The 17,655-nt window shown below is 43.8% G+C and carries 19 protein-coding genes; 15 read left to right on the top strand and 4 right to left on the bottom strand.

What is annotated here, in order from left to right:
* Positions 1-24 precede the first annotated feature (24 nt).
* The 7 genes from rnpA to A28LD_RS02735 all read left to right on the top strand — a co-directional run bounded on the left by rnpA (position 25) and on the right by A28LD_RS02735 (position 6,431).
* Positions 25-396 (top strand): ribonuclease P protein component, encoded by a 372-nt coding sequence (rnpA, locus tag A28LD_RS02705; protein ID WP_007419526.1) that lies wholly within the window; start codon positions 25-27, stop codon positions 394-396.
* Positions 351-641, top strand: coding sequence for a membrane protein insertion efficiency factor YidD (yidD, locus tag A28LD_RS02710; RefSeq protein ID WP_007419527.1), 291 nt, complete (start codon positions 351-353; stop codon positions 639-641). The genes rnpA and yidD overlap by 46 nt, the downstream gene beginning before the upstream one ends.
* A 2-nt stretch (positions 642-643) precedes the next feature.
* A complete protein-coding gene (yidC, locus tag A28LD_RS02715; protein WP_007419528.1) occupies positions 644-2,314 on the top strand; it encodes a membrane protein insertase YidC in 1,671 nt (556 codons plus the stop codon).
* 183 nt (positions 2,315-2,497) lie between these two features.
* On the top strand, positions 2,498-3,919 hold the full coding sequence (mnmE, locus tag A28LD_RS02720) for a tRNA uridine-5-carboxymethylaminomethyl(34) synthesis GTPase MnmE (RefSeq protein ID WP_007419529.1): 1,422 nt from the start codon (positions 2,498-2,500) through the stop codon (positions 3,917-3,919).
* Between the two features lie 3 nt (positions 3,920-3,922).
* Positions 3,923-4,807, top strand: coding sequence for a patatin-like phospholipase family protein (locus A28LD_RS02725; protein WP_007419530.1), 885 nt, complete (start codon positions 3,923-3,925; stop codon positions 4,805-4,807).
* 122 nt (positions 4,808-4,929) lie between these two features.
* The gene (locus tag A28LD_RS02730; protein ID WP_007419531.1) at positions 4,930-6,093 is read left to right on the top strand and encodes a dicarboxylate/amino acid:cation symporter; all 1,164 of its coding nucleotides are present in this window, start codon (positions 4,930-4,932) and stop codon (positions 6,091-6,093) included.
* Between the two features lie 86 nt (positions 6,094-6,179).
* Positions 6,180-6,431: a hypothetical protein gene (locus A28LD_RS02735; protein ID WP_007419532.1), complete on the top strand. Its 252-nt coding sequence runs from the start codon at positions 6,180-6,182 to the stop codon at positions 6,429-6,431.
* A 42-nt stretch (positions 6,432-6,473) separates the two neighbouring features.
* Here the strand turns inward: A28LD_RS02735 and A28LD_RS12350 are convergent, their stop codons facing one another.
* From A28LD_RS12350 to A28LD_RS02755, 4 genes are all read right to left on the bottom strand, one after another.
* Positions 6,474-6,926 (bottom strand): hypothetical protein, encoded by a 453-nt coding sequence (locus A28LD_RS12350; protein ID WP_007419533.1) that lies wholly within the window; start codon positions 6,924-6,926, stop codon positions 6,474-6,476.
* A gap of 70 nt (positions 6,927-6,996) precedes the next feature.
* Positions 6,997-7,347 (bottom strand): TraR/DksA family transcriptional regulator, encoded by a 351-nt coding sequence (locus A28LD_RS02745; protein ID WP_007419534.1) that lies wholly within the window; start codon positions 7,345-7,347, stop codon positions 6,997-6,999.
* Positions 7,348-7,567: 220 nt separating this feature from the next.
* Positions 7,568-8,419 (bottom strand): universal stress protein, encoded by an 852-nt coding sequence (locus A28LD_RS02750; RefSeq protein WP_007419535.1) that lies wholly within the window; start codon positions 8,417-8,419, stop codon positions 7,568-7,570.
* 18 nt (positions 8,420-8,437) lie between these two features.
* On the bottom strand, positions 8,438-9,916 hold the full coding sequence (locus tag A28LD_RS02755) for a SulP family inorganic anion transporter (protein ID WP_007419536.1): 1,479 nt from the start codon (positions 9,914-9,916) through the stop codon (positions 8,438-8,440).
* Positions 9,917-10,382: 466 nt separating this feature from the next.
* On the opposite strand from A28LD_RS02755, the gene A28LD_RS02760 reads away from it, so the two are divergent.
* The 8 genes from A28LD_RS02760 to atpE all read left to right on the top strand — a co-directional run bounded on the left by A28LD_RS02760 (position 10,383) and on the right by atpE (position 17,639).
* Positions 10,383-10,838 (top strand): flavodoxin domain-containing protein, encoded by a 456-nt coding sequence (locus A28LD_RS02760; protein ID WP_007419538.1) that lies wholly within the window; start codon positions 10,383-10,385, stop codon positions 10,836-10,838.
* A gap of 607 nt (positions 10,839-11,445) precedes the next feature.
* A complete protein-coding gene (mnmG, locus tag A28LD_RS02765; RefSeq protein ID WP_007419539.1) occupies positions 11,446-13,347 on the top strand; it encodes a tRNA uridine-5-carboxymethylaminomethyl(34) synthesis enzyme MnmG in 1,902 nt (633 codons plus the stop codon).
* Between the two features lie 24 nt (positions 13,348-13,371).
* Positions 13,372-14,031, top strand: coding sequence for a 16S rRNA (guanine(527)-N(7))-methyltransferase RsmG (gene rsmG / locus A28LD_RS02770; protein WP_007419540.1), 660 nt, complete (start codon positions 13,372-13,374; stop codon positions 14,029-14,031).
* Between the two features lie 22 nt (positions 14,032-14,053).
* Entirely contained in the window at positions 14,054-14,845 is a 792-nt protein-coding gene (locus A28LD_RS02775; protein WP_007419541.1) for a ParA family protein, read from the top strand.
* 2 nt (positions 14,846-14,847) lie between these two features.
* Positions 14,848-15,732, top strand: coding sequence for a ParB/RepB/Spo0J family partition protein (locus A28LD_RS02780; protein ID WP_007419542.1), 885 nt, complete (start codon positions 14,848-14,850; stop codon positions 15,730-15,732).
* Positions 15,733-16,017: 285 nt separating this feature from the next.
* Positions 16,018-16,416, top strand: a complete 399-nt coding sequence (locus A28LD_RS02785; RefSeq protein WP_007419543.1) for an ATP synthase subunit I — start codon at positions 16,018-16,020, stop codon at positions 16,414-16,416.
* Between the two features lie 15 nt (positions 16,417-16,431).
* Positions 16,432-17,280: a F0F1 ATP synthase subunit A gene (gene atpB, locus A28LD_RS02790; RefSeq protein WP_007419544.1), complete on the top strand. Its 849-nt coding sequence runs from the start codon at positions 16,432-16,434 to the stop codon at positions 17,278-17,280.
* A 104-nt stretch (positions 17,281-17,384) separates the two neighbouring features.
* Positions 17,385-17,639 carry a F0F1 ATP synthase subunit C gene (gene atpE / locus A28LD_RS02795; RefSeq protein WP_007419545.1) on the top strand — a complete coding sequence of 85 codons (255 nt, stop codon included), beginning with the start codon at positions 17,385-17,387 and terminating at the stop codon, positions 17,637-17,639.
* The last annotated feature ends 16 nt before the right edge of the window (positions 17,640-17,655 follow it).

Here is a 17,655-nt window from a genome sequence, read left to right on the forward strand (position 1 = left end):
GTTAAGCAAAGCTCAGGTTGCTGAGTGAGTCGGTATACATACCCTCGGGAGTTACGTCTGTTAACTCCCGCAGACTTTCAAAACGTCTTCAATAATCCTCCTGTTAAAGCTGTAAGCAACGAATTCACGTTTCTTGCCAAGCCTAATCAACGGGAACACCCGCGCATGGGTGTTACTGTTAGCAAAAAAAATGCTAAGCGCGCCGTTGATCGTAACCGCATAAAAAGAATCATTCGTGAAACCTACCGTTTAAAGCAGCATAAACTGGCTGGCTTTGATATCATCGTCATCGCTAAACCTGGGGTGATGAAATTAGATAACCAAGCCCTCAGAGAGTTATTGGATTATTTATGGCGAAAATTGGGCAAGCGCTGCAATCAATACTTATTAAAGTAATGGTAGCATTAATTCGAGTTTACCAGTTGGTGATAAGCCCGCTGTTGGGCCCGCGTTGCCGGTTTTATCCAACTTGCTCCGAATACACCAAAGAAGCCCTAAAGCTGCATGGTGTAGGTAAAGGTAGCTGGCTCGCCATAAAACGAATTAGTAAGTGTCATCCGGGATATCCCGGTGGTTTTGATCCGGTTCCCGGTTCGCCTAGCGATACCGAACACCAAGAAACGCAACGAGAGAAGAAGTAACTATGGATTCGCAACGTACAATTCTGGTTATTGCCCTTTTGGTTCTATCATTTTTTATGTTCCAACAATGGCAACTCAAAGGTGGCAACACCCCAGGTATCGATGCTACTACCGCTCCACAAGTAGCAGAACCTGCAGCTAACAACGATGTACCGCAAGCAACAGGTGATATTCCTGTAGCTGGCAATAACAATGCTTCACCCACTACTGAAACTACCGCAGTTGAAGGCGATACGATTATCGTATCTACCGATGTATTGCGCGTAGAAATAAGTTTACGCGGTGGTGATTTAATAAAATCAGAATTACTCGAACACGCTGAAACTTTAGGTGAAGAAGGCCGCTACACTATTCTTTATCAGCGCCCAGGCAACTTACACATCGCGCAAAGTGGTTTAATTGGCCCTGATGGCGTTGATAGTGCCGATTCACGCCCAGTTTATTCGGCGCAACGGCGTAGCTATGAACTTAATGGTGATACTTTAGTAGTGCCATTAGTATATACGCAAGAAGATGGCACCGAAATCACGAAAACCTACAGTTTCGAACGTGGCGATTATGCCGTTCACGTTGATTATACGGTAACGAACAACAGCGAACGTGCAAAAACCATGAGCATGTACGGCCAGCTCAAGCAAACCATGCTTGGTGGCGGCCGCGATAGTATGTTCATGCCTACTTACCGTGGTGCAGCCTACTCGGCTGAAAGCAATCGCTACAAAAAGTATAGCTTTAGCGATATTCAAGATAGTGCATTAAGCAACAACACCCCTGCAGGTTGGGTTGCGATGCTTGAACATTACTTTGTAACCGCTTGGGTTCCCGATCAAGAAGTAACAAACCGCCTTTATACCAACAATAATGCGCTTGGCGAAGGTATGATTGGTTTTATTGGCCCTGCGCACACAGTTGCACCTGGCGAACGCTTAGAACTCAGCAGTGCACTATATATGGGCCCGAAAGATCAGGCGCGTTTAAAAGAGCTTGCTGAACACCTCAACCTAACTGTTGATTACGGCTTTTTATGGTGGCTCGCACAGCCTATTTATTGGTTACTATCATTGCTACAAAGCTTTGTTATTAACTGGGGCTTAGCCATTATCTTAGTTACTGTGATTATTAAATCACTGCTTTATCCGCTTACTAAAGCGCAATATGTTTCCATGGCGAAAATGCGGAAAATCGCGCCGAAAATGAAAGAAATGCGTGAGCGAATTGGTGATGATCGGCAGAAGATGTCGGCCGCCATGATGAAGATGTATAAAGAGGAAAAAGTGAATCCTCTTGGTGGTTGTTTGCCTATGTTACTGCAATTACCAATCTTCTTAGCGCTTTACTGGGTGCTATTAGAAAGCCCAGAAATTCGCCATGCCGATTTCATGCTATGGATTAACGATTTATCGAGCCGCGACCCTTACTTCATCCTGCCATTATTAATGGGTGCGAGTATGTGGCTAATGCAGCGTTTACAGCCAACGCCTGTAACCGACCCAATGCAGCAGAAGATTCTACAGTTTATGCCGATTATCTTTACGGTGTTCTTCCTGTTCTTCCCTGCCGGCTTAGTACTTTACTGGTTAGTGAGTAACTTGATTTCAATTACGCAAATGACATGGATTTACCGCCAAATTGAAAAACAAGATGAAAAGAAGAGTAAAGCAAAAGCTCGTTAATTAATTCGATATCCTAAACGTCTTTTCGGGGGCGTTTAAAAACCACCATGCTGCTGTAAAAAAGCCATGGTGGTTTTTTATTAATCATGTGGCATGTATGCGCCTACATGAATACTCTGATTTTGTCGGCTTTTTGCTCTATTATATGCCCATACGTTCTGCTTTTACCTGTTCGAGGCTAACATGACCAATTCGGCTCCTGATTCAAGCGCCAGCAATAACCTTGACGAAGCAACATTAAACCATGATACCGATACTATAGTGGCGCAAGCCACCCCGCCGGGTAAAGGTGGTGTAGGTATTGTGCGGGTAAGTGGCCCAGCAGCGAAAGATATTGCCCTCATCATTCTTGGCCATTGCCCAAAAGCACGGTATGCCGATTACACCGCGTTTAAGAACACTGCCGGCGAACTTCTTGATCAAGGCATAGCGCTGTTTTTCCAAGGGCCGAATTCGTTTACCGGTGAAGATATTCTAGAACTACAAGGCCACGGCGGCCCGGTGGTTATTGATATGCTCATTAAAGCAATTCTTGCTACGAATCACGCACGCTTAGCGCGCCCTGGTGAATTTAGCGAACGCGCGTTTATGAACGATAAGCTCGATTTAGCGCAAGCAGAGGCTATTGCTGATTTAATCGATACTACATCGGAACAAGCTGCACGAATGGCACTGCAGAGCTTACAGGGCGAATTCTCGCACAAAATCGACCAACTGGTAGATGCGGTTATTCACCTGCGCATGTATGTAGAGGCCGCGATTGATTTTCCGGAAGAGGAAGTAGATTTTCTTAGCGATGGCAAAGTAGCGGGCGATTTGAATGAAATCATTAGTTCGTTAGCCAAAGTTGAAACGCAAGCAAAGCAAGGTTCGTTGCTACGCGAAGGTATGCGGGTGGTAATTGCTGGCCGCCCAAATGCTGGGAAATCGAGCTTGTTAAATGAGCTCGCAGGCCGTGAATCGGCGATAGTTACCGATATAGCAGGCACCACGCGCGATGTTTTGCGCGAGCACATTCAAATCGATGGCATGCCATTACATATTATCGATACCGCAGGCCTACGCGAAAGCCCCGATAAAGTAGAACAAATAGGCATCGAGCGCGCATGGGCCGAAATAGAACAAGCCGATCGCGTATTATTTATGGTGGATAGCACCGAAACTAACGCGGTGCACCCCGATGATATTTGGCCCGAATTTTTTGCTCGGTTACCGGAAAACCTGCCCTTCAGTGTGATTCGAAACAAGGTTGATTTAACCGCCGAGCAGCCAGGTTTTCGCGAGATCAATGGCATTCCCGTTGTTTCACTATGCGCCTCTACTGGCGAAGGCATTGAGTTTTTGCGCGAACATTTAAAATCGTGTATGGGCTTCAACGAAAACATGGAAGGCGGCTTTATGGCACGCCGCCGCCACCTCGATGCAATCGCCCGCGCAAAAGCACATCTACTTTCCGGACAAGAACAACTCGAAGTTTACCAAGCCGGTGAGCTTCTAGCTGAAGAGCTTCGCCTAGTGCAACACCACCTAAACGAAATCACCGGCGCATTCACCTCCGATGATTTACTCGGCAAGATATTTAGTAGTTTTTGTATCGGGAAATAGCGAATGCAACATAACAGTTTTGATGCAGTTCACGATTCCGAGCACCACACCCTTGTAGTTGAAGGCGGTGCTATGCGCGGTATTTTTGCTTCCGGTGTGCTCGATGCCTTTATTAGGGAAGAATTTTATCCGTTCGATTCAGCCATTGGTGTTTCGGCCGGTTCCACAAACTTAATTGGCTATCTTGCTGGTAATCACAAGCGTTCTTATGAAGTAATTACCGATTACGCCCGCCGTGAAGAATTTATGAATATTCGCCGCTATCTGAAAGGCGGTCATTTTTGTGATGTAAGTTGGCTTTGGCATACTTCCTTTGAAGAAGTGCCATTGAATATTCAACAGTTTCTAAATCGAGGTATTCCACTTACGGTAGTAACCACTAGCGTTGTTACTGGAAAGGCATGTTATTACCTAGTAAATGAACACAATATGAATATATTGTTTCCAGCTTCGTGTGCCATGCCGGTGGTATTTCGGGAATTCCCGCCAGTTGATGAAGAGCCCATGACAGATGGTGGTTTAGCTGATTCAATTCCGGTTATTCGGGCTTACGAGCAAGGCGCTCGAAATATAACAGTATTGTTATCGCAACCTTTAGGTTTTAAAAAGAAGCGGGCGCGCTTTCCTAACTTATTAAAGCCGTTATTTGCCGATCACCCAGCGCTTTTTGCTGCTGTTACCGCCCGTAACGATCAATACAATCTAGCACTAGATTTCATTGCCAATCCTCCGGTAGATTTGCAACTCAATATCATATCGCCGCCCTCAAATTTTCCGGTGAGCCGCTTTACCATGGATATTGATGCCTTAAATATGGGCTACAACCAGGGCATAAACGCTGGTGCGCGTTTTGTTGCGGAATCTCTAGTTAAACAGCGAACTCGTTAGCCAACGCTGCACCAACCTCTACACTTTTCTTTTTGTGCTATGCTCTTGCTCGCGTTAAAGTATCAGCATAAAACAAACAGGCGCCTTGGCGCCCCCACTAAAAACAACAACGAGAACAGATTATGGGCCTTATCTTTAAACTCATCGCCGGTATTGTGGTTGGTAGCTTTATCGGGCTATACGCACCACATTGGTTTACGCAATTACTGCTAACATTCAAAGTAATGTTTGGGCAATTGCTTTTCTTTACCATTCCTCTTCTGATTCTATTCTTTATCACCAGCGGTATTGCAAGCTTACCCAACAATTCCGGTAAGTTACTCGGCAGAACGTTGGGGATAGCCTATTTATCAACGATAATCGCCGGTGTAGTGGCCTTTTTCGCGGCAGCTTTAGTTGTGCCCATGTTAGCTACCGAAAATACCGATGTTGTTGGGCTTACGGGGGTTATCCTTGAACCCTTTATTACCCTTGATATCCCGCCGGTATTTAGCGTAATGACAGCACTCACCTTAGCCTTTATCTTAGGCTTAGGTATTGCCGCTACTGGTGCAAAAACGCTGAAATCATTATCCGATCAGGGCCGCGATATTATCGAGCTACTACTAGTGAAGATAATTATTCCATTACTACCGTTTTACATTGCCGGTGTATTTGCGGAAATGGCCGCTGCGGGCACTGTATTTGAAACCCTGAAAACCTTCGGTGTGATTCTAATTCTGGCGGTATCCCTGCATTGGGTTTACATCGTTACAATGTTTGTGATTGCCGGAATCAAAGCAGGCGCTTCACCCTTAAAGCTGATTAAAAACATGTTGCCTGCTTACTTCACGGCTTTGGGCACCATGTCGAGCGCCGCCACTATTCCTGTAACGCTACAGTGTGCAAAAAATAATAATGTTGATGATGATATAGCTAATTTCACGGTGCCTCTTTGCGCTACCACGCACTTAGCGGGCTCTACCATTACTATCGTAAGCTGCACCGTAGCCGTTATGGTGTTGCATGGTTCACTAGCGGTACCATCGTTCATCACTATTTTGCCGTTCATTTTGATGCTCGGTATCGTAATGTTGGCTGCGCCCGGTGTGCCTGGCGGTGCGGTGATGTCGGCTGTAGGTTTACTTGGCTCAATGCTTGGCTTTGGTGAAACTGCGGTAGCACTAATGATTGCTCTTTATATGGCACAAGATAGCTTTGGTACTGCGTGTAACGTTACCGGCGATGGTGCAATTGCTCTATTAGTTGATGATGCCAACAAAAGCGCTAACAAACACGAAGGTTAGGTAATCTTATAAGTAATCAGAGAAGAGCTTGTTAGCCAAGCTCTTCTCGTTCATTGTTTGTGTAACCAACAAAAAAGGCCAATAGTATGCCCTTCGAAATTCGCCAACTGAGTTGGCATAAGCGACGCAAACCCGGAAATGAACCAAAACCTGTGGCTGTGGAAGTTCCCGATTTTAAAAAAGAAGCTAACCACATGTGTGAAATCAAGGTTACCTTTGATTCTGGCGAAGTAATGCAGATGACAGGCCGGGTATTACAAAACCCAATTACTGGGGCATGGTCGGTGAACGGTTTGAACACTACTGGGCAATCAGTGTTTGCCAGTTATGTTGATTAACAATCTTGCTTTTAAACTCTATGGTTAAGGTGTTGGTAAGCACTAACTTTTCGGCTTTTTCACCTTTTCTGGCGCTTCTATTTTTGGCTTATCATACCGTTTTCGGATCCAGTTAATGCTTCGCAATACTCCTTTGCGCCTCAACAACCATCGCTCAAAGGTAAATTTACCCGGAAAATCAGAAACCACGGCTGCAATAATTAGGGTAAGCAAGCCCTGGCCCGGCAATACCAACATGAGCAACCCGGCAACAAATAAAATAAACGCTAGCGTATTTCGAAGCACATAAATGAGAACATGCGAAAAGGTCCAATTGCGCTTTCGCCGCCTATCCATAAAGTAATCAGCAGGCATTTTTACAATTAAGAATGGAATAATAATTACAGAAGCCAGGAACATAACAATGCTTACACCTGCGATGAGCGGTAAATAAGGCTCCATCGTACTCATAATCGGCGCAAAAAATTGGTTTACTCTTTCTACGAGTGCTTCCATCAGTTTCCTCGGTTTTTAAGCTATCGTCCGCTTGGCCAGTTTATACCCTCATACCGAAGAGGCCTAACCATTACGGGTGCTTTTCAAGTTCTTGCATGCATTGAATGCACATTGCGGTTGTTGGATCGATTTCCAAGCGTTTTTCATTAATTTCATCACCGCATTCAATACAATAACCAAAATCATCATTATCAATGCGCACAAGAGCAGCAGTAATAGCACGTAATATTTTTTCCCGGCGGCGTTTATTAGCTTGCGCCATTTGCTGGCCTTGCATGGCGTCCATCCGCGAAAGCCGGCCAATACTTTGTTGATCGAGCTCAACGGGTTGCTCTGAATCTTGTGAGCTCTCGTTCAAAGCTATGATTTCCGCGCGCAACTGCTCAAGTTTATTTCGATAAAAATCTACATCGTGGGCCATTTTACGCTTCCTATTTTTGATTCCTGAATATTTTTAACTTATCTTAAAAACCGAACCTTTGTAAGTGCACGTAATGCCAAGCTTATTGCTTATAAACTTTATTTACTTCATCTGTTCAAGCCCAACACATAAAACAAAAAAAACCGCTGCATTTTACTGCAACGGCCTTTCCTCTCACACGCTTTACACAATGCTTAAACCCAAAGGTTTCGGCATCTCCTTACCGTAATAGCAACAATGGAACCTTAGTGCTGCTCAGTAATTTATTGGTATGGCTTCCTACAAAGAATTCGCGAATTCGTGAATGCCCATAAGCGCCCATCACAATAACATCTATCTTTTTCTCATCGGCATAGTGCAACAAGCTTTCTTCTACATCGCCTGCAACCAATGCTGTGGTTACTTTGAAGCCTTCATCGCTAAGTTTCGTAGCTGCGTTATCAAGCTGCGCTTGGTGATCATTGGTTTCTGCAGCAACCATTACCACGTGCACAGGAATACCTTTAAACAGTGGGCTTCCGGCTACCATTTCAACCGCTTTTTTCGCCGTAGCGCTATGATCATAAGCAATCATAATTTGCTTCGGTTCACGGAACTCACCGGTAACTACCCACGTAGGCTTATGCATAGCACGAATAACACGTTCTACTTGGTGGCCAATATGTTGGCCAATGCCATCACCGCGCTTACCTTGGCGGCCAATTACTAATAAACGAACTTCTTCTTGAATTTCTACCAAGGTATCAACCAAATCACCGTGGCGTTGGCGCAACAACGGTTCGATATCCATAGCCGAAAGGTGCTTTTGTGCGGCATCCAAAAAAGCTTGGCCTTGTTGGCGTGAAAGCTTTGCCCGCTTTTCTTCCAATTCTGTGATTTCAGCGAGCAAGCGTTGGCGTTCATCCATACCTATGTTACCGCTGAAATCCGCTTCATCAGATTTGCGAATATCATCAAGTACATTTAAAAGCACTAATGAATTATTCAAACGTTTCGCCGACCACGCAGCGTAATCGGCAACCGTATCACTAAGTGCTGAGCCATCGATACAAGCAACTGTATGTGTTGTCATTTCATTATCCTCTTGTTCTTAATGGCCCATTAGGCGATCAATAGCATCTGGTTTATCTGATACACCAAACTTATCTACAACCGTTGCCGTAGCTTTATTCATGCCTTCTACATTTACTTCGGCACCTTCGCGGCGGAACTTCAAGATAACTTTATCTAGCGCTGCTACCGAAGTGATATCCCAAAAATGAGCACGATCCAAATCGATGGTTACCTTATCAAGAGATTCATGGAAATCAAAGGATTCCACAAATTTCTCAGATGAGGTAAAGAACACCTGCCCAACCACTTGATAAGTGCGGTGATTACCATCTTTCGAAATGTTAGAAGAAATATGCATGTAGTTACCCACTTTCGCCGCAAAGAAAATAGCAGCGAGTAACACACCCACAAACACACCAATGGCTAAGTTATGAGTGGCAACCACCACAATAACCGTTGCAAGCATTACAATATTAGTACTCATTGGGTGCTGCTTCATATCTTTAATGGAAGACCAACTAAAGGTACCAATTGCTACCATGATCATTACCGCAACTAGCGCAGCCATTGGAATAGCTGAAACCCAATCTGCTAGAAACACCACCATTACTATTAACGCAACACCGGCAAATATAGACGAGAGGCGGCCTCGGCCACCTGATTTAATGTTGATAATTGATTGGCCAATCATGGCACAACCCGCCATACCGCCCATTAAACCTGAACCAATGTTGGCAATACCTTGGCCACGGCATTCTCTATTACGATCTGATTTGGTATCGGTTAAATCATCGACGATCGTTTGTGTCATCATTGATTCCAACAAACCTACAATCGCAAGTGGTAACGCATATGGCAACACAATAAGTAATGTTTCAAGGTTTAACGGAACATCTGGCCACAAGAAAACTGGCAAGCTATCGGGCAGTTGCCCCATATCGCCTACGGTACGAACATCAACACCGGTATACATAACAAAGCCAGTAATCAACACAATAGCAATCAACGGCGATGGAATAGCTTTAGTGATATAAGGAAGCCCATAAATAATTGCTAACCCAGCGGCTGTAAGTGCATACACATGCCACGTTACATCGGTAAGTTCTGGTAGCTGCGCCAATAAAATAAGAATGGCTAGAGCATTCACGAAACCGGTTACTACCGAGCGCGAGACGAACCGCATTAAGCTTCCCAGTTTCAACGCCCCAAAAACAAACTGAATAACACCGGTGAGCAAAGTAGCTACCAATAAATATTCCAACCCATGATCTCTAACAAGCGTTACCATTAAAAGTGCCATAGCGCCGGTAGCGGCTGATATTTGCCCTGGTCGGCCACCTACAAAGGCGATAATTACACAGATACAAAATGATGCGTATAAGCCAACTTTAGGATCTACACCCGCAATAATTGAGAATGCAATGGCTTCTGGGATCAAGGCGAGTGCCACCACTAATCCAGCGAGGAAATCGCCTTTGATATTCCCAAACCAGTTCTTTTGCCATGTTTGATGCATGTTAATTTTCCCATACCAAATGTAGAATAAAGCCAATGCAACCGCTTGCACAGGCACTTGCCAGCAACGAACCTAATCCGAATAACTTCGGTATAGGCACAAATATAGTAGTTGTTGTTTTTTTGTTCAACAACGCGCTCGGCGCTAACCCTTTTCGAGGCTGATTTTCAGCTTCGTTTTTAGGTACCGCCAAGTTCTTTTATTTCAAAAACAGGTATTTTAGGTTCTAGTTGTAAACAAATAGCTATAATTCACTATGTAATAACAACGAAATAGCTATTTAGAACCATTATCTCCAAGAGTTGGAGCAAAATGAGGCGGCATGATAAGTACAATTTGGTTAGTATTCAAGCATTTTTATATGAACATTTTGTTGAGTTTCAAGCATTATGCGCATTTTTTCTGATGAACTATGCCTTTTATCCTAAATTACAAAAGGTTTTGCACTTAAATTAAGGATCACTTTATGCATTTCCACATTCTCGTTGGCACTACATCTGGGAACACTGAATACCTTGCCGATGCACTTAATCAACGGTTAACTGAACTTGGCCACACGGCCACTTTACACGACCAGCCAACTCTTGCTGAAGTAATGGCCCATCGAGAGGAAACTGGCTATTGGCTTTTATGTGTTGCTACCCATGGTGCTGGCGAATATGCAGAAAGCATTATTGATTTTATGGAAGCGCTTGTGAGCGAAAAACCTAATTTACAAAAGATAAAAGCTGCAATAGTTGCCATTGGTGATTCTAGTTACGATACTTTTTGTAAAGCTGGCGATGATGGCGAAGCTCTCATTTTAGAGTTAAACGCTAGCTTGATCGCACCCACATTACAGATCGATATGTTCAATGAGCTAGATCCAGAAGGCACTGCCATTTTATGGCTTGATCAATGGATATCTAAGCTCAGTGAATAACTCTTATTTTTTTATCCCCGCTGTTAACCTAGAGTACACTGGAGAATAAAAATGTTATTCAGATCATATCCACAACATATTCCGATCATTATACAAAAATTTCAAAAGCTGGGGATAACCTATGATCTTTCTTGTGATCGGATCCGGGGATAGATCTGGGGATAACTTCCATTGTGCATAAGCCTTGTTTTATCCCACTGGTTACCCTCAGATTAGATCGCTGTTTATGCACACCCAACCATTTCCCCTAAGCAGCTGATCTATAAAAGCTAAACAGTGATACCCACAGATTTTCGCCGAGCTAATAATAAGAATAATAAAAAAGATCTAAAAGAATATAGATCTATATATTACAAAATCACCCCTACCCACGATCTATAAACCCATTCATCAAAACCCCACTTCTCCGATACAAAAATCGAGCTGTTTACCATTACCTTCTAAGCTTCGAAACAAAGTAAAATCTACTTAAAGACAACGTGTAAAAGCGTTTTTACAAACCAGTAAAAGTGCTACACTATTCGGCTCAGTGATCGTTTTAATGATCTAAATTCACGATCGTTATTGATATCACACACTAATTTTTTGATCCGAGGTTAAGATCTACATGGCAACAGAAGCGCATTACGATGTAATCGTTATTGGTGGTGGACACGCAGGAACCGAGGCAGCACTTGCTGCAGCTCGAATGCAAAAGCGTACCCTATTGATCACCCATAACATTGATACGCTTGGGCAAATGTCGTGTAACCCTGCCATTGGCGGTATTGGTAAAGGCCACTTAGTAAAAGAAATTGATGCTCTAGGCGGAATTATGGGCCGTGCAGCTGATCATGCTGGTATTCAATTTAGAACACTGAATGGTTCGAAAGGGCCAGCAGTAAGAGCTACACGCGCACAGGCTGATCGCGCACTTTATAAAGCCTATATTCGCCACGCTTTAGAAGAACAACCAAATCTGCAAATATTCCAACAAGCCGCTGATGATTTAATTGTTACTGAAACTGGTTTAGGCCCGAAAGTTACTGGTGTTGTTACCCAAATGGGGCTTAAGTTTCATGCAAAAACTGTGGTATTAACCACAGGAACATTTTTAGGTGGCCAAATTCATATTGGTTTATCCAACTACAGCGGCGGCCGCGCAGGTGATCCACCTTCGAATGCATTAGCAAAGCGGTTACGTGAATTACCATTACGGGTTGATCGTTTAAAAACTGGCACACCACCACGAATCGATACAAAAACTGTTGATTTCTCAGTGATGCAAGAACAACCAGGTGATGATCCGCGCCCGGTAATATCTTATATCGGTAGCCGTGATGATCACCCAAAACAAATTAGCTGCTACATCACCCATACCAATTTAGAAACTCACGATATTATCAAAAGCGGGTTAGATCGATCACCAATGTATTCAGGCATAATTGAAGGCGTTGGCCCACGTTATTGCCCATCAATTGAAGATAAAGTAGTTCGGTTTGCAGATAAAAATTCCCATCAAATATTCGTTGAGCCAGAAGGCTTGAATACCAACGAGCTTTACCCAAATGGTATTTCTACTAGCCTGCCATTCGATTTACAGCAAGCGTTAGTGCATTCCATACGTGGTTTTGAAAACGCCCATATTACCCGCCCTGGGTATGCCATTGAATATGATTTTTTTGATCCACGCGATCTCAAACAATCATTAGAAACTAAGTATATTCAAGGCTTATATTTTGCTGGCCAAATTAACGGTACAACCGGTTATGAAGAAGCGGCGGCGCAAGGCTTAATTGCTGGCGTTAACGCAGCATTGGCAGTAGATGGTATAGATTCATGGTGTCCGCGCCGTGATGAAGCTTATACCGGCGTTCTTATCGATGATTTGGCCACCTTAGGCACAAAAGAACCCTATCGTATGTTTACTTCCCGTGCCGAATATCGATTATTGCTCCGCGAAGATAACGCTGATTTACGATTAACGGCAAAAGGCCGGGAATTAGGTTTGGTAGATGATCACCGCTGGGAATTATTTAATACCAAACTAGAATCAGTAGAGCTTGAGAAACAACGTTTACGTTCAACGTGGTTACATAAAGATCATGTTGCGGTAGATGCGGTAAACCCGTTGTTGAAAACACCGATTAGCAAAGAAGCGAGCTTAGAAGAATTATTGCGCCGCCCTGAAGTTACTTATCAGGCATTAACAAGTATTCCGAGCCTAGGCCCGGGTTTAACCGACCCGCTCGCCGCTGATCAGGTTGAAATACAGGTAAAATATGCCGGTTATATTAAGCGCCAAGAAGAAGAAATTGCTAAAACTTTGCGCCATGAAAACACCAAGCTTCCACCTGAATTTGATTACAGCACCATTTCTGGGCTTTCAAATGAAGTAATTGCAAAGCTTACTGAACATCGGCCAGAAACTATTGGCCAAGCTATGCGTATTTCGGGAATTACTCCTGCAGCGGTTTCTATGTTGCTCGTTCATTTGAAAAAACAGGGGCTATTGCGCAAATCTGCGTAGGCCAAGTACAAGGATTGCACGTTCATGAGTAAGGCTGCCCCGTTCCCAGAAGCACAATTAACAAAGCGTTTGCACGAATTATTAGCCACTACAGAATTAACGGTTACTTCAAGCCAAGAGCAGCAGCTCATGCAACTATTGGAACTGCTTCATAAATGGAATAAGGCTTATAATCTTACGTCGGTGCGAGATCCGGCCGAAATGTTAATCAGGCATATTCTCGATAGTGTAGTGATTAGCCCCTATTTACATGGAAAACATATTATTGATGTGGGCACTGGCCCTGGGTTACCTGGTTTGCCGTTGGCAATTTGTAACCCCGATAAGCATTTTGTGTTGCTTGATAGCTTAGGTAAGCGCGTTACCTTTATTCGCCAAATTATTCATGAATTAAAATTAACCAACGTAACGCCGGTGTTAGCGCGGGTACAAGATTATCAGCCACCTGCTGAAATCGGCGGTTTTGATACGGTTGTAAGCCGAGCATTCGCATCACTTGCAGATATGTTGAGCTGGTGTCATCATTTGCCTTCAGCTTCGGGCCGTTTTATCGCCCTGAAAGGCCAACCTACAGAAGAAGAATTATCAACGGTTGTGGCACCATACAAGATTCATGGCATTCATAAGTTATTCGTTCCTGAATTAGATGCCGCACGCCACGTAGTTGATATTCGCCAAGAATAATAAAATAAGCCGAGGAAAATTCGTGGGTAAAGTTATTGCAATTGCTAATCAAAAAGGTGGCGTAGGAAAAACTACCACAGCTGTGAACTTAGCGGCATCAATGGCGGCTACCCGGCGTAAAGTATTGCTGATAGATCTCGATCCGCAAGGCAATGCCACCATGGCAAGCGGTGTTGATAAATACGATGTACCGGCAACCATGTATGATTTATTGGTTGATGAAAAAACCGCTGCAAATGTAATTCAAACCGAAACCAGCGGTGGTTATCACTTGTTGGCAGCAAATGGCGATTTAACCGCCGCCGAAATTAAATTAATGGAAGTATTTGCCCGTGAAACTAGGTTGCGCCGAGCGCTAGAACCAGTTCGCGATTACTACGATTTCATTTTCATCGATTGCCCACCTTCACTGAATTTACTTACCGTTAACGCAATGGCTGCTGCTGATTCAGTGTTAGTACCCATGCAGTGCGAATACTATGCGCTTGAAGGGTTAACCGCGCTAATGGATACCATTGAGCAATTGGCATCCGTAGTTAACCCGGGGTTATATATCGAAGGTTTGTTGCGCACCATGTACACCTCCCATATTAGGCTTTCAATCGATGTTTCTGAGCAATTAAAAAGCCATTTTGGTGAGAAAGTGTACCGTACCGTGATTCCAAGAAACGTGCGATTGGCAGAAGCCCCAAGTTTTGGCACCCCGATTATGTATTATGATAAATCGTCTACCGGCTCAAAAGCCTATTTAGCACTTGCGGGAGAAGTAATTCGCCGGGCTGAGTTAGCGGCGAAAGCGCAGAAGGAAGCATAACCATGTCAGCAAAGAAACGTGGATTAGGACGCGGCTTAGATGCCCTACTCACCAACAGTGCAAATGCGGCAGCAAGGCACCAAGCGCAAACTGAAGAAACTCAACTCAGCTTAGATAAAGGTGAGTTACGTAAGTTACCGGTGGAATTTTTGCGCCCAGGTAAATATCAGCCACGTAAAGATATGGCACCAGAAGCGTTGGAAGATCTCGCCAACTCAGTAAAAGCACAAGGCATTATTCAGCCAATAGTGGTGCGGCCTCTAGGTGAAAATAGCTTCGAAATTATTGCTGGTGAGCGCCGCTGGCGCGCAGCCCAACTTGCGCAGCTCGATACGGTACCGTGCATTATCAAAGATGTACCCGATGAAGCAGCCGTTGCCATTGCTCTGATTGAAAATATTCAACGTGAAGATCTCAATGCTATGGAAGAAGCCATGGCGCTATTCCGCTTGCAGGAAGAGTTTGAGCTTACCCAGCAAAACGTGGCCGATGCGGTAGGTAAATCACGCACAACTGTTGCCAATTTACTGCGCTTAATGCAGTTGAATGGCGATGTGAAAATTCTACTCGAGCGCGGCGATATTGAGCTTGGCCACGCAAAGGTGTTGCTTGGTGTAGAAGGCGAACTGCAAAGCGAGCTTGCTCGTATTATTAGTGCAAAAGCAATGACAGTTCGGGAATCTGAGCGTTTAGTGAATAAAGCCCTAAACCCCAGCAAGCCGGAAGAGAAAAAGCCTGATGCCGATGTGCAACAACTTGAAAATTCGTTAAGTGAACGCCTAGGCGCGAAGGTTGCGATAAGCCACAATCGCAAAGGCAAAGGAAAGCTGGTGATCAATTATTCATCGCTTGACGAGCTCGATGGTATTTTAGCCCACATTAAGTGAAAGGCTGTAAATAAAAGGTTGTTGCAGCAGCAAAAGCTCTGATGCAGTTTTATAACTAGAGTGTCGTTATTTAACATATGTACTAGCAAGATGTACTTCAGTTGCATTTTCATCCGAAAACTTTATAATCTGCGCAGCATTTATCGGGTATCGGTTTAAATGCTTTTTTTGTCGAAAAAATATACAAATTAGGTGTGAATATAACATCTAAGCTACAAAACATAGTTACTGATGTCTTTGATTGGCACAGTAAGAACAAAAAAATTCGACTAATAGGTAACTAACATGGCCAGCCGTAATAGCAGAAGTATGATGCATGGTGGCCGCCGATTAGCAGTTCGATTACTACAGTTGCAGGCGCTTATTGCCGCCATTTTAATCGTGCTTTTCGGCCTATTTATGGGAATTCAAGCGTTGCCAACAGCAATTGCTGGCGCAGTTATCGGCTTGGTTCCAAATATAGCATTCGCCGCGATCGCTTTCCGACACGGAGGCGCCCGCGCAGCACCACAAGTGGTGAATAATTTTTATGCCGGTGAGGCAGCAAAAATGGCCCTCACTTTATGTTTGTTTGTGATTGCATTTGTTTTTTTAAACGGCCCTTGGTTTCCTCTTTTTGCCGTATTTATAGCTATCACTATCACGCACTGGCTAGCACCGATTTTACATTTTAAATCTAACTAAATTGGGTTATTAATCATGGCTGCAAACGGAAATATGACTCCTACCGAGTACATTTCGCACCATTTAGATCCTCTACAAGTAGGCTCCGGTTTTTGGACCTTCAACGTAGATTCTCTAGGTGTTGCTATTGTTTTAGGTATATTTTTTATTAGCCTTTTTGCTTATGTTGGCAAAAAAGCAACATCGGGCGTGCCGGGTAAACTTCAGTGTTTCATTGAAATGATTATTGAGTTTGTCGATACCTCAGTGAAAGAAACTTTTCATGCGAAAAGCCGCCTTATTGCTCCTTTAGCATTAACGATTTTCGTTTGGGTATTCTTAATGAATGCCATGAAACTGATTCCGGTAGATTTCATTCCTGTAGCGGCTGGTTTAATCGGCCTAACCTTTGCAGGTAGTGCAGCTAAAGGCTACGTAGGCGAAGATGCAGGTATTTTTGAGCGTGCCATGGACCATCCATGGAGCTACATGAAGGCTGCTCCTACTACCGATTTAAACACCACATTAGCATTAGCGATTGGTGTGTTCTTACTTATTATCTTCTATTCAGTGAAGCACAAAGGGCTTGGCGGCTTTATTAAAGAGCTGACCATGAACCCGTTCAATCACTGGGCACTGATTCCATTCAACTTAGTGTTGGAATTAGTAACCTTGATTGCAAAACCAATTTCGTTGTCGTTACGTTTGTTCGGTAACCTCTATGCAGGTGAGCTGATATTCATTCTGATTGCGATGATTGGGTTGTGGCAGTTGCCGCTTCACTTTGCATGGGCAGTGTTCCACATACTCGTTATCGTGTTGCAAGCATTCATCTTTATGATGCTTACCATCGTTTACCTGAGCATGGCGAGTGAGAAGCACTAACAGAATTCGGGCCTAAGGATTAGGCTCATTTAAAACTTGGTTTGTTTACACTTTTATTTTTACTTTACTTTTAACTTTAACTATCTGAAAAACTGGAGAACACAATGGAAACTGTAGTTTCGTTTACAATCTTAGCCGTAGCTATCATCATCGGTTTAGCAGCTCTTGGTACTGCGATTGGTTTCGCAATCATGGGTGGTAAATTCCTAGAAGCAACAGCGCGTCAGCCTGAAATGGCTTCACAGTTACAAACGAAGATGTTTATTTTGGCAGGTCTTATCGATGCGATCTCTATGATCGGCGTTGGTGTTTCTCTGTTCTTCGTATTTGCAAACCCATTTGTTGGCTTATTAGGCTAATTGAAACTCGACGGTC

Source organism: Idiomarina sp. A28L, from assembly GCF_000218785.1.
Classification (GTDB): domain Bacteria; phylum Pseudomonadota; class Gammaproteobacteria; order Enterobacterales; family Alteromonadaceae; genus Aliidiomarina.

Coding starts and splice junctions, on each gene's coding strand:
- yidD (WP_007419527.1), top strand. CDS start 351: ATGGCGAAAATTGGGCAAGCGCTGCAATCAATACTTATTAAAGTAATG.
- yidC (WP_007419528.1), top strand. CDS start 644: ATGGATTCGCAACGTACAATTCTGGTTATTGCCCTTTTGGTTCTATCA.
- atpE (WP_007419545.1), top strand. CDS start 17,385: ATGGAAACTGTAGTTTCGTTTACAATCTTAGCCGTAGCTATCATCATC.
- A28LD_RS12350 (WP_007419533.1), bottom strand. CDS start 6,926: ATGGAAGCACTCGTAGAAAGAGTAAACCAATTTTTTGCGCCGATTATG.
- rsmG (WP_007419540.1), top strand. CDS start 13,372: ATGAGTAAGGCTGCCCCGTTCCCAGAAGCACAATTAACAAAGCGTTTG.
- mnmE (WP_007419529.1), top strand. CDS start 2,498: ATGACCAATTCGGCTCCTGATTCAAGCGCCAGCAATAACCTTGACGAA.
- A28LD_RS02750 (WP_007419535.1), bottom strand. CDS start 8,419: ATGACAACACATACAGTTGCTTGTATCGATGGCTCAGCACTTAGTGAT.
- A28LD_RS02725 (WP_007419530.1), top strand. CDS start 3,923: ATGCAACATAACAGTTTTGATGCAGTTCACGATTCCGAGCACCACACC.
- A28LD_RS02760 (WP_007419538.1), top strand. CDS start 10,383: ATGCATTTCCACATTCTCGTTGGCACTACATCTGGGAACACTGAATAC.
- A28LD_RS02785 (WP_007419543.1), top strand. CDS start 16,018: ATGGCCAGCCGTAATAGCAGAAGTATGATGCATGGTGGCCGCCGATTA.
- A28LD_RS02735 (WP_007419532.1), top strand. CDS start 6,180: ATGCCCTTCGAAATTCGCCAACTGAGTTGGCATAAGCGACGCAAACCC.
- A28LD_RS02745 (WP_007419534.1), bottom strand. CDS start 7,347: ATGGCCCACGATGTAGATTTTTATCGAAATAAACTTGAGCAGTTGCGC.
- mnmG (WP_007419539.1), top strand. CDS start 11,446: ATGGCAACAGAAGCGCATTACGATGTAATCGTTATTGGTGGTGGACAC.
- A28LD_RS02780 (WP_007419542.1), top strand. CDS start 14,848: ATGTCAGCAAAGAAACGTGGATTAGGACGCGGCTTAGATGCCCTACTC.
- A28LD_RS02730 (WP_007419531.1), top strand. CDS start 4,930: ATGGGCCTTATCTTTAAACTCATCGCCGGTATTGTGGTTGGTAGCTTT.
- atpB (WP_007419544.1), top strand. CDS start 16,432: ATGGCTGCAAACGGAAATATGACTCCTACCGAGTACATTTCGCACCAT.
- A28LD_RS02755 (WP_007419536.1), bottom strand. CDS start 9,916: ATGCATCAAACATGGCAAAAGAACTGGTTTGGGAATATCAAAGGCGAT.